Origin of the sequence: Psychrobacillus sp. MER TA 171 (assembly GCF_023713305.1) — a bacterium.
GTDB lineage: Bacteria > Bacillota > Bacilli > Bacillales_A > Planococcaceae > Psychrobacillus.
Window position 1 is genome coordinate 1 of sequence record NZ_JAMAWN010000026.1, and the last position, 15,426, is coordinate 15,426.

Annotated in this window: 16 protein-coding genes; 11 read left to right on the forward strand and 5 right to left on the reverse strand. The window is 36.5% G+C overall.

Annotated elements, in window-relative coordinates:
• Nucleotides 1-615: 615 nt before the first annotated feature.
• On the reverse strand, nucleotides 616-1,104 hold the full coding sequence (locus M3627_RS17665; protein ID WP_169360274.1) for an antibiotic biosynthesis monooxygenase family protein: 489 nt from the start codon (nucleotides 1,102-1,104) through the stop codon (nucleotides 616-618).
• Nucleotides 1,105-1,396: 292 nt separating this feature from the next.
• Here M3627_RS17665 and hemE point away from each other — a divergent pair, with 292 nt between their 5' ends.
• The 5 genes from hemE (at nucleotide 1,397) to M3627_RS17690 (ending at nucleotide 6,893) form a co-directional block, all read left to right on the forward strand.
• Nucleotides 1,397-2,449 carry a uroporphyrinogen decarboxylase gene (gene hemE, locus M3627_RS17670; protein WP_251556829.1) on the forward strand — a complete coding sequence of 351 codons (1,053 nt, stop codon included), beginning with the start codon at nucleotides 1,397-1,399 and terminating at the stop codon, nucleotides 2,447-2,449.
• 22 nt (nucleotides 2,450-2,471) lie between these two features.
• The gene (hemH, locus tag M3627_RS17675) at nucleotides 2,472-3,401 is read left to right on the forward strand and encodes a ferrochelatase (RefSeq protein WP_251556830.1); all 930 of its coding nucleotides are present in this window, start codon (nucleotides 2,472-2,474) and stop codon (nucleotides 3,399-3,401) included.
• A gap of 99 nt (nucleotides 3,402-3,500) precedes the next feature.
• Nucleotides 3,501-3,971 (forward strand): FixH family protein, encoded by a 471-nt coding sequence (locus M3627_RS17680; RefSeq protein WP_251556831.1) that lies wholly within the window; start codon nucleotides 3,501-3,503, stop codon nucleotides 3,969-3,971.
• A 95-nt stretch (nucleotides 3,972-4,066) separates the two neighbouring features.
• Entirely contained in the window at nucleotides 4,067-4,636 is a 570-nt protein-coding gene (locus tag M3627_RS17685; protein ID WP_251556833.1) for a TetR/AcrR family transcriptional regulator, read from the forward strand.
• A 67-nt stretch (nucleotides 4,637-4,703) separates the two neighbouring features.
• Nucleotides 4,704-6,893 (forward strand): YhgE/Pip domain-containing protein, encoded by a 2,190-nt coding sequence (locus M3627_RS17690; RefSeq protein ID WP_251556835.1) that lies wholly within the window; start codon nucleotides 4,704-4,706, stop codon nucleotides 6,891-6,893.
• Nucleotides 6,894-6,968: 75 nt separating this feature from the next.
• On the opposite strand, the gene M3627_RS17695 is transcribed toward M3627_RS17690, so the two are convergent.
• Nucleotides 6,969-8,021: an LLM class flavin-dependent oxidoreductase gene (locus M3627_RS17695; protein WP_251556837.1), complete on the reverse strand. Its 1,053-nt coding sequence runs from the start codon at nucleotides 8,019-8,021 to the stop codon at nucleotides 6,969-6,971.
• 164 nt (nucleotides 8,022-8,185) lie between these two features.
• Entirely contained in the window at nucleotides 8,186-8,311 is a 126-nt protein-coding gene (gene yhfH / locus M3627_RS17700; RefSeq protein ID WP_169360268.1) for a protein YhfH, read from the reverse strand.
• A gap of 122 nt (nucleotides 8,312-8,433) precedes the next feature.
• Here yhfH and lplA point away from each other — a divergent pair, with 122 nt between their 5' ends.
• Complete coding sequence (gene lplA / locus M3627_RS17705; protein ID WP_251556839.1) at nucleotides 8,434-9,426, forward strand: lipoate--protein ligase; 993 nt, start codon at nucleotides 8,434-8,436, stop codon at nucleotides 9,424-9,426.
• A 37-nt stretch (nucleotides 9,427-9,463) separates the two neighbouring features.
• On the opposite strand, the gene M3627_RS17710 is transcribed toward lplA, so the two are convergent.
• Nucleotides 9,464-9,607: a hypothetical protein gene (locus M3627_RS17710; protein ID WP_251556841.1), complete on the reverse strand. Its 144-nt coding sequence runs from the start codon at nucleotides 9,605-9,607 to the stop codon at nucleotides 9,464-9,466.
• On the reverse strand, nucleotides 9,607-10,059 hold the full coding sequence (locus tag M3627_RS17715; RefSeq protein ID WP_169360266.1) for a YehR family lipoprotein: 453 nt from the start codon (nucleotides 10,057-10,059) through the stop codon (nucleotides 9,607-9,609). Before M3627_RS17715 ends, M3627_RS17710 begins: the two co-directional genes overlap by 1 nt.
• A gap of 468 nt (nucleotides 10,060-10,527) precedes the next feature.
• Between M3627_RS17715 and M3627_RS20930 the strand changes: the two genes are divergently transcribed.
• The 5 genes from M3627_RS20930 to M3627_RS17740 all read left to right on the forward strand — a co-directional run bounded on the left by M3627_RS20930 (nucleotide 10,528) and on the right by M3627_RS17740 (nucleotide 14,891).
• Nucleotides 10,528-11,079, forward strand: coding sequence for an excalibur calcium-binding domain-containing protein (locus tag M3627_RS20930; protein WP_169360265.1), 552 nt, complete (start codon nucleotides 10,528-10,530; stop codon nucleotides 11,077-11,079).
• Between the two features lie 281 nt (nucleotides 11,080-11,360).
• Nucleotides 11,361-13,160 carry an MBL fold metallo-hydrolase gene (locus M3627_RS17725; protein WP_251556843.1) on the forward strand — a complete coding sequence of 600 codons (1,800 nt, stop codon included), beginning with the start codon at nucleotides 11,361-11,363 and terminating at the stop codon, nucleotides 13,158-13,160.
• Nucleotides 13,147-13,398: a DUF3006 domain-containing protein gene (locus M3627_RS17730; protein WP_251556844.1), complete on the forward strand. Its 252-nt coding sequence runs from the start codon at nucleotides 13,147-13,149 to the stop codon at nucleotides 13,396-13,398. Before M3627_RS17725 ends, M3627_RS17730 begins: the two co-directional genes overlap by 14 nt.
• Nucleotides 13,399-13,638: 240 nt before the next feature.
• Nucleotides 13,639-14,010, forward strand: a complete 372-nt coding sequence (locus tag M3627_RS17735) for a GntR family transcriptional regulator (RefSeq protein WP_251556845.1) — start codon at nucleotides 13,639-13,641, stop codon at nucleotides 14,008-14,010.
• A gap of 5 nt (nucleotides 14,011-14,015) precedes the next feature.
• A complete protein-coding gene (locus M3627_RS17740; protein ID WP_251556846.1) occupies nucleotides 14,016-14,891 on the forward strand; it encodes an ABC transporter ATP-binding protein in 876 nt (291 codons plus the stop codon).
• Nucleotides 14,892-15,426 lie beyond the last annotated feature (535 nt).

A 15,426-nucleotide genomic window follows, 5' to 3' on the forward strand; every position in this document is an offset into this window, starting at 1 on the left:
TCCTTTTTGGCCATCGGTTAAGTGCTCAGGTTGCTCTTCAGCAGAGCCTTATCCCCTTAACGGATAAAGTAAGTATGTGTTTAGAATAAAGATAGTAATACATTTACACAAAATATTTTACATTCCCGGAATCGCCCATAGGTTGATGGAAAGTGTCCCATAAAGAGTAAGAAAGAGCCCATAAACAAGGTGGAAGTGACCCATAAATCAAAGAAAAGAGCCCGTAAAGGTGTGAATCGCCCGTAGGCAGGCGGAAAGTGTCCCATAAAGTGTAGAAAATAGCCCATAACCAGGTTCGAAGTGACCCATAAATCAGAGAAAAGCGCCCGTAAAGGTGTGAATCGCCCGTAGGCAGGCGGAAAGTGTCCCATAAAGTGTAGGAAGGAGCCCATAAACAGGTTAGAAGTGTCCCATAAATCAGAGAAAAGCGCCCGTAAAGGTAGGAACCGCCCATAAGCAGGCGGAAAGTGTCCCATTAATCTTACATAATTTATTTTCTTTGTGCCGCTCGTGTTTTACAAAAATAGGAATCATTATTTTAATTTTTGTACATATTAAAAATAAGAAAACGCTCAGATTATGAGCGTTTTAGCGTTTGTTTATTAATCTCTATGCTTATTCCTCTTTTGTTTTCGAACGATAGGTCGATATATAAGGGGCGCTTGTAAATAACTGTTGCTTATCTGCGACACTGGTGAAGTCTAGTGCAACAGACTTTTCCCAGATTTCATAGCTATTAGGTCCATTCCATTCTGATAAGATAATATAAGTATCTGATTTTAAAGGTTTTAAAACGCGTAAAGCTATGAAGCCTGGTTCAGATTCAACAGTTGGAGAAAGGTTTGTATATTGATGTTCAAATATTGGTTTACCTTCATCTGATACGGGGATGTGGTGAAGGACAAAATATCCATTCTCATTAAAACTACCGCGAGATTCTAAAATTTCATAAATACGAGGGACTTGAAAGACGGATTTACCAGTCGTTTCATGAATGAGAACTGAATTTCCTGTTCCATGTAAAATGTATATATTTTCATTGGGGTGTTTATCTTTTATGGACTGCATAAACTCAGGTGTTCCGGACGTCATATATAATTTCATTAAACTTCCTCCAGTATAATTTATATTTTGTATTTATATTTTCCCCTAATTTGCAAATTTAAAAACAACCTTTTTTCAGGATGGTTTGAAATGAGGACAAATTTATGACAATTCCCGTTTATAACTATACATTAATTCAAGAAACGTCTATAGTTGAAGCGTATATTGGAAACGGAATGTAATCGTTATCAAAGGCAATTCAAAAGATTTTCTTCAGGCATTGTAGTAAAGTATTATCATGTAATGTATTTAGGTATAAAATAACATGTTCATAAGAAGGGCAGGAAATGAAATGACTACTTTTAACGACACACTTTTACGTGCAGCGCGCGGTGAGAAAGTGGAACATACACCTGTATGGTATATGAGGCAAGCGGGAAGATCGCAACCAGAATATAGAAAAATTAAAGAAAAATATTCTTTAGAACAAATTACCCACGAGCCAGAGCTTTGTGCGTATGTGACACGTCTACCAGTAGAAAACTACAATGTAGATGCGGCTATTCTTTATAAAGACATTGTAACTCCACTTGTAGGAATCGGAGTAGACGTAAAAATAAAATCTGGTGTTGGACCAGTCATTTCAAATCCAATACGTACCGTACAAGATGTGGAAAAACTAGGAGAATTCTCTCCAGAAGACCACGTACCATTTGTTTTAGATACTATAAAATTATTAACGACAGAACAATTAAATGTTCCACTAATTGGTTTTGCAGGTGCTCCATTCACATTAGCAAGCTACATGATTGAGGGCGGACCATCTAGAAGCTATAACAAAACGAAATCATTTATGGTGTCTGAGCCACAAGCATGGTTTGCTTTAATGGACAAGCTTGCTGATATGATTGTTATTTACATAAAAGCTCAAGTTAAAGCTGGAGCTAAGGCCATCCAAATTTTTGACTCTTGGGTTGGTGCATTAAATGTAGAAGATTATCGTATTTTCATCAAGCCTATTATGACACGCATCTTTTCTGAGTTGCGTGAAACTGGTGTTCCGTTAATCACTTTTGGTGTAGGAGCTAGCCACCTGGCAATGGAATGGCATGATCTACCTGTAGATGTAGTAGGTATTGATTGGCGCCTATCCATCGAGGAAGCTCGTGCAAAAGGATTAACTAAACCACTAATGGGTAACTTGGATCCATCTTATTTAATTGGGGATTGGGCAGAAATTGAGAAACGTGCAAAATTGATTATTGAACAAGGTGTAGCTCACCCTAGTCATATTTTCAATCTAGGTCACGGCGTATTCCCAGAAGTTGATCCGGATGTTTTGAAACGCTTAACTTCGTTTATCCATGATTATAGTAGAGAACTTATTGCAGCGAAATCTAACTAAAATAACTTTTGAGGTGACAAAAATGAAGAAAACAATGGGATTATTAGTAATGGCATATGGAACTCCATATGAAGAAGCGGATATTGAACGTTACTATACGCATATTCGTCATGGTCGTAAACCAAGCGAAGAACAATTAGAGGATTTAACTGGTCGCTATAAAGCAATTGGAGGAATTTCTCCGCTAGCTAAAATCACAGAAAACCAAGCAAAAGGTCTTTGCGAACGTTTAAATGAAGTACAAGATGATATTGAATTTAAGTTATATATTGGCTTAAAGCATATCGAACCATTCTTAGAGGATGCAGTGGCAGAAATGCATAAGGATGGAATCACGGAAGCCGTTTCCATCGTATTGGCTCCACATTTCTCAACGTTCTCGATTAAATCATATAATGGACGTATCAAAGAAGAGGCTGAAAAACTAGGCAACCTTAAAATAACTTCTGTAGAAAGCTGGTATACAGAGCCTAAGTTCATCCAGTATTGGAGTAATAAAGTAAGTGAAGCATTTTCAGCAATGTCAGAAGAGCAACGTGAAAAAGCCTGCTTAATCGTTTCTGCTCACTCTTTACCTGAAAAAATTAAAACTTTGGGAGATCCATATGAGGATCAACTAAAAGAAACAGCAGATTTAATCGCTGAGGCTGCTGGTGTAAAAAATTATGCAGTAGGCTGGCAAAGTGCTGGTCAAACTCCTGAACCATGGATTGGACCAGATGTACAAGACTTGACTCATGATTTACACAAAGAAAAAGGCTACACAACATTCGTTTATACTCCAGTAGGATTTGTTTCAGAGCATTTAGAAGTTCTTTACGATAACGATTACGAATGTAAAGTGGTTTGTGATGAAATCGGTGCTACTTATGTGCGTCCTGCTATGCCAAACGACCAGCCTCAATTTATTGATGCTATGGCGGACGTAGTTATGAAGCATTTAAAAGCTTAAAAAAAACGTTTGATAAAATGCTCTAAAAGTTATTGGCTTTTAGAGTATTTTTAGTAAGTATATGGAGTTTTACATTACCATTCTGGGAGGATTTTTCGAATGAAAAAGGTCATTATCTCACTAGCACTACTTGTATCTTTAACACTGGTAGGCTGTGGTGAAAAGGAAGAAACACATTCAAGTACTAGTCATCAAGGAACATTAGAAGAGGTTATGGTAGAGATTCAAACACCTAAAGAGTTACCTATTAACGAAGATATCAAGCTTTCCGCTAAAGTTACTCAAAATGGGGAAGCAGTAAATGATGCAAATTCTGTAGAGTTCGAGGTATGGGAATCAGGACTTCGTGACGAAGGACATATGGTAGAGGGTAAGCTTACAGAGGATGGTGTGTATGAAGCTGACTTTACTTTTGAACATGACGGAGTTTATTATATGTTTGCTCATACAACCGCAAGAGATATGCACGTAATGCCTAAACAAGAGCTTACAGTAGGTACACCAGATATGAGTAAAGTGTTACCTGATGATAGTGATAACTCGATGGATCATATGAGTGAAAAACATTAAATTTTACTTGCGTAAATAAACAATAGAGAGTATTATAATGACTAGTTGACCGAAATGGTTTTCTGGTCATTTTTTTTATGAGGAGGGATAACCAAATGGACCGCAAACAGGAAATTTTAATGGCTGCCAATAAATCCTTTTCTCTTTTCGGATATAAAGCAACAACTATGGAGCAAATAGCCAAGATTGCAAATGTAGGAAAAGGAACTATATATAATTTCTTTGAAAACAAAGAAGTCTTGTTCCAAGAAATTGTCCTTCATATGATTGAAGAAATGAAACTGGAAGCTGTTAATGTCATTATAGAAGATGCTCCATTTCAGCAAAATGCTCATGCAGCGCTTATAAAGATGCTAGAGTTCCGTGAAACACATCAATTGTATGCAAAAATAATTGATGAGGAAAAACAATGGAAAACTCCTGCAGTAAAGCATGTCATTGGCCAAGTCGAGCAAGCTATTGTTTCGTTCATATGTGAGAAAATCAATAAATATGTTAAAAAGGGAGAAATCCGACAGGTAAATGCAGAGCTTGTAGCATATTTATTATTAAAGGCTTATGTTGCATTCGTAAATGATTGGAACTTAACCCACGATGATTCATTATCTGAAGAAGATATTGCTAACTTCTTTCAGGATACAATTTTTCGCAGTCTCGCAATTTGAGACTCATTTTTTTAGTCAAAAGTGACTAAATGAACATATCGGTCATATAGTATTAGGAGGAATCGACATGATAAAATCGGAATGGAAAGGTATTTTTAAAAACAAAAAATTATTGATTTCAATAATTGCAGTTTTATTTATTCCAGTGATGTATGCTGGGATGTTCTTATGGGCTTTCTGGGATCCGTATGCTAATTTAAGTGATCTACCTGTAGCAGTTGTTAACTCCGACGAAGGAGCAGAGTACAACGGAACGGAGCTCTCCCTAGGTAAGGAGTTAACAGATAAGCTACGAGAAAGTGGCCAATTTAAATTTGTATCTGTATCTGAAAAAGAGGCAGATGCCGGTTTATTAAACCAAGATTATTATTTATTAATTGAGATTCCAGAAAACTTCTCTGAACATGCAACGACTTTATTAGATGAGAAGCCAGAAAAAATGGTCATCACTTATAAAGCAAATGAAGGATTTAATTTCTTATCATCGCAAATAGGTGAAACAGCAATGGATCGTATTCGTGCAGAAGTGAATGAGCAAGTATCAGCAACTTATGCTGAACAGCTTTTTGATTCGATTACGAAGCTAGGTGACGGATTTGCGGAAGCCTCTGATGGGGCAGGGCAGCTAAAAGACGGCGTAGCTGAAGTTAATAATGGTGCCTCTAACCTAAAAGGCTACTTAGAACAATTAGCTAGTAGCACGATTGAGCTGAATGATGGTACTAATAAGGTAGTTGATGGTATTAATACAGCTGCTACGGGATCTAAGGATTTAAATGAAGGTCTGGGAACACTTGCGGATGGTTCTTCTCAGCTTACAAATGGCGTTAGTCAAACGGCTGAAGGGGCCGCAGCTTTAAATAGTGGTATTAAAGAGTACACAGCTGGTGTAGATAAACTAAATGAAAGCTATCAATTACTTAGCGAAAAGGAAAAAGGCCTGCTAGATTCCTTGGCTAAGCTTCAAGCGAGTAGCTCCAAATTGAATGACAGCACAAACCAACTGGCTCAAGGCTCTGCTAATGTAACAGCTGGTATCCAAGCCTTATCTCAACAATTAGGTCAGTTAACAGCTGCTTTACCTCCAGAACAGTCGGCTGCTATTACAGAGACATTAAAGCAACTAGAAGCTGGTAGTACCTCAGTTTCCACAGGCTTAGAACAATTAGCTGGTGGAACTCAGGATTTAACTACTGGTACTTCTCAAATAGTAAGTGGAGCAGAACAGCTGAGTGGAGGTTACTCACAAGCAAAGCAGGGTGTTTCTCAATTAGCATCATCTTCCGCAGCATTAGTAGAAGGTTCATCTAATCTTGCTGGTGGTACGACTACCCTAAATGAAAAAATGAACGAATTCAACGCTGGAATCAGTCAGGCGTATGCTGGATCCTCTAGCCTTGTGAAGGGCTTGAACGAGCTAGCTAACGGCTCATCTCAATTGAAAGAGGGTACTGGTACACTTGCTACGAAATCAGGTGAATTAGCAGATGGTTCTACTAAACTAGTAGAAGGTACACAATTATTGGCAGATGGAACGGAAACCTTGCAATCTAGCTTAAAAGAAGCAAGTGAGCAGGCAGGCGAAGTAACACCATCTGAATCGACTTACGAAATGGTTGCATCCCCTGTAGATGTTAATATCGTAGGGGTCAATGAGGTACCTAACTATGGAACAGGCTTCACACCTTATTTCTTATCACTTGGGTTATTTGTCGGTGCATTATTAATTTCAATTGTCTTCCCATTTGTTCAACCAGCAATTGCTCCAACAAGTGGGGCCAAATGGTTTGCTAGTAAAATAACGGTTTTAAGTGTGGTAGGAATTATTCAATCGCTGTTTGTAGTTGCGGTTGCACTATTTGTCTTAAAGCTTGAAACTCAAAGTGTAGGACTGTTCATCCTTTCTGCAGTCATTACAAGCTTCACATACTTAGCATTAGTACAGCTGCTTGTTTCGATTTTAGGTGATCCAGGAAGATTTGTTGCAATTATTGTCCTAATTCTGCAACTCACAACAAGTGCAGGTACATTCCCATTAGAACTAATACCAGCACCGTTGCAATTCTTTAATAAATTGTTACCAATGACTTACTCAGTCCAAAGCTTTAAAGCATCTATTTCTACAGGTGATTTAAGTCATTTCTGGTTTAATAATAGCTTCTTACTTGGCGTAATGGTAGTGTGCTTAGTAATAACATTCGGATACTTTATGTTATTGTTTACAAAACGCTATTCTAAACAAACAAAAGAAGCGTAATATAAAATTATTAAAGCTCCTCACATTTTACGAAAAGTAAAATGTGAGGAGCTTTATTTTGTACATATTGTTCCGTTAGACTTCCTGTTTTTCCTTTTTCAATTTTTCTACTAGAGGCATCACTTGCTCTGCAAACCGCTTCATTTCCGTGTGCTGAGGGGAAAACTGAAGGATTAACAGATTTACTCCAGCTTCCTCAAACGAAATAATTTTTTTAGCAAGTTGTTCCGGTGTGCCTATTAAGTCTGGCCGTAATCCTCGGTTGGAAACGGAATAATCCTTAAGCTGCACCTCCACGTTAAGATGAGATTTGCTAACAAAATCCTTGTAGCCCTCATAACCAGGAGAACCTTCTTTCACTTCCGTAATGCGAGCAAGTTCTTGTTGAACTTCCTCCTCGGTATCTCGACAAATGATATAGGCAGACATCCCAAACGTTTCTAATGGTTTTTCCCCAAGCGATTGGCGTCTAATTTTCATGTCATTAATTTTTTCAGTAATTTCCTCTACTGTGCCACCATGCATAACATAGGAGTCACAGGTTTTAGTAATTGTTTGCTTTCCAGCTTCACTTTCTCCACCAGCATATAGGGGGATATGCTGTTTCATTGGCTTCGGAGACAAGTAGGTGTTTTTATATTGATAAAACTGGCCAGTATAAGTAAAAGGTGTTTCTTTCCATAATCCTTTTAAGATGTGGATAAACTCCTCTGTCCGTGCATACCGTTCATCATGTGCTGTGAAGATACCTCCATATTGTCTTGCTTCCCCTTCCCACCATGCAGATACAACATTGAGAGAAAAACGTCCGTTGCTGATGTGATCTATATTTGCTGCTGCTTTTGCCGTTAACGCAGGATTATGGAAGCCAGGTCGAATCGCAGTTAAAATTTCTATTCGTTTCGTTACAGCTGCGATAGCCGCAGCAGTTGACCATGCATCTAAAGAGGGACTCTCCAATCCTTTAATATCATTAAGATTTAATTCCGCTATTAAGGTTAAATCGTAACCCCAGTCTTCCGCATTTTGTGCTAGCTCTTTTACATATTCAAACGTTGCAGGCATATCCTCATCTGTTACATTTCGTAACCATCCACCGAATACAGGCAACCAAAATCCAAACTTCATTATGAATCCTCCCTTTTTATTTTATTAATTCCGAAAATTATTATTACTAATCCTATCATAATACTTGGTTATTAACAATAAATGATTTATGGTTAAACTCATTCATTAATATACGCAAAAAAACCAGCTAGGAAGGGGAGCTTCTAGCTGGTAATTTTAAATAATTATAGGTTGTTGCATTTATCACAGTGGTTCCCATAGCATTCATGTTGCTCTTCAATTGGCTCGCCGCATGTTACGCATTTCTTTTTGGGCAGGTTACGGAAAAATTCTAATACGTTTTCTAACATATATATTCCACCTCCATCTGTTATATAACTGTTTCGATTGAATTCATTGTAATATAACACAGAATGTTTTGTCAACACTTTCTATGGATTTTTGCTAAAATAGGAATAAAGGAGTGATACCCATGTTTTTTATTGATAATAAAGGAATTACTGATCCACGCATTAACTTAGCTATTGAAGAATATGCCCTCAATACTATGGATGTAGAGAAGGATTCATTTCTTCTGTTTTACATAAATCAGCCATCAATCATTATAGGGAGAAACCAAAACACAATTGAAGAAATTAATACAGATTTTGTAGAGCAAAACGGTATTATCCCAGTACGCCGCCTTTCTGGTGGAGGAGCAGTTTACCATGATCTTGGTAATTTAAATTTCAGCTTCTTGACGAAGGACGATGGAGATAGCTTCCGTAACTTTAAAAAGTTTACCCAACCAGTTGTAGACGCACTACAGAAAATGGGAGTAGACGCAGAGCTATCTGGAAGAAATGATATATTAGCTGGAGGAAAAAAAATCTCTGGTAATGCTCAGTTCTCCACTCGTGGAAGAATGTTCAGTCACGGTACACTAATGTTCGATACTGAAATCGATGCCGTTGTTTCTGCATTAAAAGTTAAAAAAGACAAAATTGAGTCAAAAGGAATTAAATCCATTCGTAGTCGTGTTACAAATATAGTAGATCTACTGGACAAGCCGATGACGATAGAGGAATTCCGCTTAGCGATACTTTCTTCTATTTTTGGAGGGGAAGACAAGGTTCAATATTGGGAACTAACGGAGGAAGACTGGGCTAATATCCACAAGCTATCTGAAGAGCGTTATCAGAAATGGGAGTGGAACTATGGAAAATCGCCCAAATCTAATATCCAGCATTCCCACCGATTCCCTACGGGCAGTGTAGACGTTCGTCTGGAAGTAAACAAGGGAGTTATAGAAGAGGTTAAATTTTTCGGAGACTTCTTTGGAGTAGGAGAAGTGGAAGAGGTAGAAGTGCTGCTTGTAGGCAAAAATTATAGCAAGGAAGCCATTGAACAAGCTCTAGAATCAGTAGACGTACCAAAATACTTTGGTGGGATAACGAAAGAGGAATTGATCCAGCTAATGTACTGATTAATTGTTCGAATAGTACCGAGTAAACAGTCCATATCTAAATGGGCTGTTTTTTTTGTTTAAAAGGCACATCAAAGACCCGTTTAGGGAGAACTTCGATGATACCTTTTACTTTTTTTATATCTGAAATAAGTACGATAAAAAAACGCACCTGGAGGATCCAAATGCGTTCATCATTCATTATTTTACTTCCTTAAAGCCTTGACTAACTAGCATATCAGCTGATTTTTCCATACTAATTCCATTTTTTTTAGGGTCTTCGCTAAAGGTCATACCTGGCAGGTCCATAATTTCATCAAAGTCGACAGCCTCATAATCTATTACTAAGGATTCGATTGCCTTGGTATCATCATACTCAAGTTTATGTGTTATTCCATCAATGTTTTGGAATTGTTCGGTCATAGGCTCAAAAAGTTCTTTCGCCTGTTCTTTCGATTCAATACCAGCTAGTTCATACTCGATAACATTTTCTGTTGTTTGCTTTGTAACTTTATCACCTTTCGCCGTGTACTCTAACGTTGTTGCAATGCCATTTTGCTCAGCCTCAAACGTTCTAGTTGTTTCATCTTCACCACATGCTGTCAGAAATACAGCCAAAACTACTAACGTAATAAATCCGATTAATTTTTTCATTATTAAACTCCTTGTCATTTGTTATTTTAATATAGTCGTATAGGTGCATTACATTAAACCTTCACATTTTGATGAGAGGTTTCCTCTATATACAACATACAACTCCAACCTCCTAAACTCAGCAATAGGTCATTAAATAAAAATCAACCCTTTCTACTAATTTATTAGCAAAATGATTTCAAAACAAAAAGCCCCTGTATAAGTCACGTATTTTCATAACTTCGGCAAATCGGTACTACTAATATTATGGAATAACTACATGATTGATCTTTTTTATGTAAATAAAGAGGATCTTAATTTTGCTGAATAACATATAAGTTTTCAAAGTGACGTTTGTATTGTACAAGGGGTAATAACTGTCATTTTGATGAAATCTTTTTGCTAATGAAACTTTTACCCGTTTTTACCATTTATTAAACATAAAGTGGTAAAATATATAAGAAAAGTAATTGTAGTAGGAGTGAGGAAATGAAAAAGAAGTCAGAGAAGCTGTTAATAGCAATGATATTGATGTTTAGTTTTGTTTTTGTGAATGGGACAAGCATGGAAGCTGCAAGTATAGTCATGTGGGGGAAAACAGAACTGAAGCTAGGTCAAATTGGTAAAGCGACTATAGTAAAAGATTCTACTTTAGTGAAGATAGGGGAGGACGGATCCCTTCAAACAATAAGAAAGCTGAATCAAGGCGATGAATATCGTGTATATAGCTATAAAAGTACACACAATGGATTATATGGGGTTGGTGGGGGATCTTATATTCAAAAAAACAATAATGTCCTATACGAAACTCCTTCCAAATCAAAATTAGCTCTTTTAGAGAATCCGCCGAAGACTTCTGTCCCGACAAAACCTGCAAAATCAGAAAACGGTAATGGTATAGAGGTTGTACCCGGTGCTCCTACAAAATTTCAAAACTGTAAGGAGTTAAACAAGGTATATCCACAAGGAGTAAAAAAAGGGCATCCTGCTTATGCGTCAAAGCATGACAGAGATAAGGATAACTGGGCATGTGAAAGATAATATGAGTACTAAATTTAATGGTGTTTCCTAAGGGAATACCATTTTTTTGTTGTTTAGAATTATAAAATTCTAAAACCTGTGGATAAATTAATGTCTAGCTCCACCGCCTTGCCCCTCGAGGTCAAATGGTTAAAAGCTGCTCCTGCGCAAGCTCGTCGCAAACAAGAACGTTTGCGGTGACTGAGGAACTGCCTCCTCACTTTTCATGTTTCAATAAACTTCCATCGACATATTTTTATTATTTTTGTAGGATAATAATATATGGAAGGAAGTTGATGATTTTGTTTAATAAGTTTATGAAAATATTTATAGTATTACTTTTATTTGTAGGTCTAGGTTTCTCTAATCAATTAACTGCTGAGGCCGCTCCAGTTATGTGGGGGAAAACAGAGCTTAAGCTAGGACAAATAGGTAAGGTTACTATATTAAAAGAGACGAAACTCGTAAAAATGGAAAACGGTACTTTAAAAGAAGTACGTAAATTAACAAAAGGTGAAGAGTTCCGTGTCTATAGTTATAAAAGCGAACATAGCGGTCTCTACGGTGTAGGCGGCGGAAGCTTTATACAAAAAGATACTTCTAAAGTGAAATATGAAACACCATCAAAAAGTAAGTTAGCATTACTAGAACAGCAAACTACTTCCCAAAGCAATGCAACAAAAGTTATGTGGGGAAAAACAGAGCTGAAAAAAGGACAAATAGGTAAGGTTACGATATTAGGGGACACACGATTAGTTAAGTTAGAGAATGGTTCACTATCAACCGTACGTAATTTGAAAAAGGGCGAAGAATTCCGTGTGTATACATATAAGAGCGAGCAAGGTGGCTTATATGGTGTAGGTGGCGGAAGCTATATACAAAAAAGCACAAAAGTTAAGTATGAAACACCATCTAAATCAAAGCTAGCTCAATTAGAGGCTTTATCTGCCAAAGAAATGAAGGTACATTTCATTGATGTCGGTCAAGGAGATTCAATATTAATTCAGTCACCAAACGGGAAAAGTATGCTGATTGACGGTGGCGGAAAGTCAAAAGATGATCCAGTTCTGAAATTCCTCAAGTCCCAAGGTATATCAAAGTTAGATTATGTGGTAGCTACACACCCCGATGAAGATCATATAGGTGGACTAATATCGGTTTTAAAATCTGATATTAAAATTGGCACGTTTTTAGATAGCGGTAAAGCACATACTTCTAATACGTATAAAGAAATGATACAGTTAATAACTAATGATAAGTCCATTATTTTTAAACCTGCGACAAAAGGTGAAGTAATTTCTTTTGATGGTTTGATATTTAATGTACTTCATGCAAACGCAAAAGCAAGTGACAATAATGACGCATCTATCGTTTTAAAGCTAATTTACAATCAAGTTTCGTTCCTTTTAACAGGTGATGCAGATACAGGAATAGAATCAGAAATGATGAGCAAGTATAATGTAAAATCTACAATTTTAAAAGCTGGTCATCACGGCTCAGATACGAGTAGCTCTGCTGCGTTTATTAATGCTGTGAAGCCAGCAGTTACCATTCTTTCTTATGGGGAAAGTAATTCATATGGTCATCCTAATAAAACAATAGTAAATCGTTTAACCTCATCTGGTTCAAAAATATACCATACTGCTATTTCAGGTACAATAACAGTAACAACAAACGGAACAACATATTCAGTTGGAGGTAAAACATATACAGCAACAGGAACAACGACAGGGTCAGGGACATCAACTGGATCAGGAACAACAACAGGAACTGGAGCCGTTAAACCAACTACTCCCGTGTCTAACGGAAAAGTTGTAATTAAAAGTAAGAACTTACAAACTGAAGAAGTAGTATTGGAGAATACAGGTACCACAACGGTTAATCTTAAAAATTGGGTTATAGTGTCAGTAGAAGGCAATCAGCGTTTTACTTTACAAAGCTATTCTCTTGGAGCAAAAAAAACTGTAACGTTAACAAGTGGATCAAAAGCAAAGACTGGTACTGGATATATTAAAATATCAGGAGCTCAAGTTTGGAACAATTCAGGAGATCCTGCCCAACTATTAAACCCTCAGGGAGTGAAGGTAAGTGAGCTTAAGTAAAAAGTATACACTAGACCGCATTGAAGAAGGTATGTATGTTTTTTTGGAAGCACCAGAAGAAATGAACCAGCTGATCCTACCAACATCTACTTTCGATCTTGAACTAAATGAAGGCGATATTGTTAATATCACAACAACTGATGAAGGATATCAGCTGGAAGTTTTAAAGGAAGAGACTCTCGCGAGACGTAAAGAAATTAGTGCTTTATTAGAAGATCTAATAAATAGAAATAAATAAAATGAAATCCCATTCCAATTTGGAGTGGGATTTTTTATAATTCTAGACGTTAAGATAGCTGAGCTAAAGGAATCGTTAGTTGAATAGTATATAGTGAATATATATAATATATAAAGAGGTATAGACGGATGTATATATTAAGTTAATTGATAAAGATAAAAATTTATTTTAACTATATTTCGAAAATATTTTCGAGGGGTTTACGATAGATACACACATGGATGTAAAGGAGGTATCTGCATGCAAATCATTATATCTAACAGTTCAAAGGAACCGATTTATGAACAGATTTTCAAACAAATTCAGACTAAAATCTTGTCAGGTGAGTTAAAAGAAGGAACCGCTTTACCTTCCATTAGACAATTGGCCAAAGATTTAAGAGTCAGTGTGATCACTACAAAACGAGCATATGAAGAATTAGAAAAGGCGGGCTTCATATATTTAATTGTTGGAAAAGGTTCATTTGTAGCGGAGCAAAATTTAGATGTTATTCGAGAGAAAAAATTACGTGTAATTGAAGAACAATTAAGTGCGGTTATCTCCAACAGTAAAGAATCAGGGTTATCTTATGAGGAATTACAAGGTTTATTAAAGCTGCTGTACGAGGAGTGAGAGGAATGGGAAATGTAATAGAGTTCCAGGGGGTTTCTAAAAAATTTGAGACATTAACTATCGACAATGTAGATTTACAGATAAAAGAAGGATACACAACAGGATTTATTGGTCCAAATGGATCTGGTAAATCGACGATGATCAAGTTAATGATGAATCTTTTACAGCCGGATAAAGGAAAGGTAAGTGTATTTGGACAAAATTATGCCAGCCATGAGAAAGAAATTAAAAACCGTATAGGCTTCGTATACGACAGCAATATATTTTATCAATCCCTGAATTTAAAAGAAATTAGTAAAATAGTTGCTCCCGCTTATAAAGCATGGGATGATCAACAATTTAATCAGTATGTTAATCAATTTGAGTTACCTCTAACTAAATCTCTTAAAAATTTCTCTAAAGGTATGAAAATGAAAGCTTCTATAGCTATTGCCTTATCTCATCATGCTGAATTAATTATTATGGATGAGCCGACATCAGGATTAGATCCTACGTTTCGCAGAGAGTTGCTAGACATTTTTCAAGGAATTATGGTAAATGAGGGTAGGAGTATATTTTTTTCAACGCATACGACAAGCGATTTAGAACGTTTTGCTGATTATATTGTATTAGTTGATAAAGGGAAAATTCTTCTTAACCAACGCATAGATGAGTTACAGGAACGATATGTCGTTGTAAAAGGAAGCACGGATTTACTAGACCGAGATACAGAAGCGCATTTCATTGACATAGAACGTTCTCAAGGAGTATTTCAAGCTTTGTCAAAAGATGCAGAAGAAGTACAAAAAGTCTTTGAGGATCATGTCGTGATAGAGAAAGCCTCTTTAGATGAAATTATGTATTATATGAAATCTGCCCAAAGAAGCAAGGTAAATAGTTAAATTTATAAATGACCGCGAAAAAGCGTCCGAGATATGAACATAAACCAATTCTAAATGCATATAATTTTCTTTTTAACGTTCGTGTTCTTCTGTAAAAATAGGAAATATGAAAATGAGTTTAAAAGATAATGTTTTAAAGACTTTAATAATATATTAAGGTCTTTTTTTAGCTTTGTTAAAGTTATTGGTTGATTTTTACTATCAACTCTTTTTATAGCGACTGTAAATATAAAAGGAACATTCAAATCGCTATTAAGAACATAAATAGATGATGAAATTGGGGGTGGTGACAGTTTTTCAACTTTGCTTATGCGAGTAAATTGATTAGCGCTTTATCGATCCTAAGCTGTTCCCATTTATTGATTGGAGCGTCAGACGGCGACTCCTACGTGATGGGTGATGGCTTATCGCTCACCCCGAGGAAAGCGTCCGTCTGGTCCCGAACAATCAATTCTACTCTCTGATCTAAGATTTCTTTGCATCATAAATCATCCCAAACCCTTTCACATAGCTTTTTTTTACAAAAATCAGATTT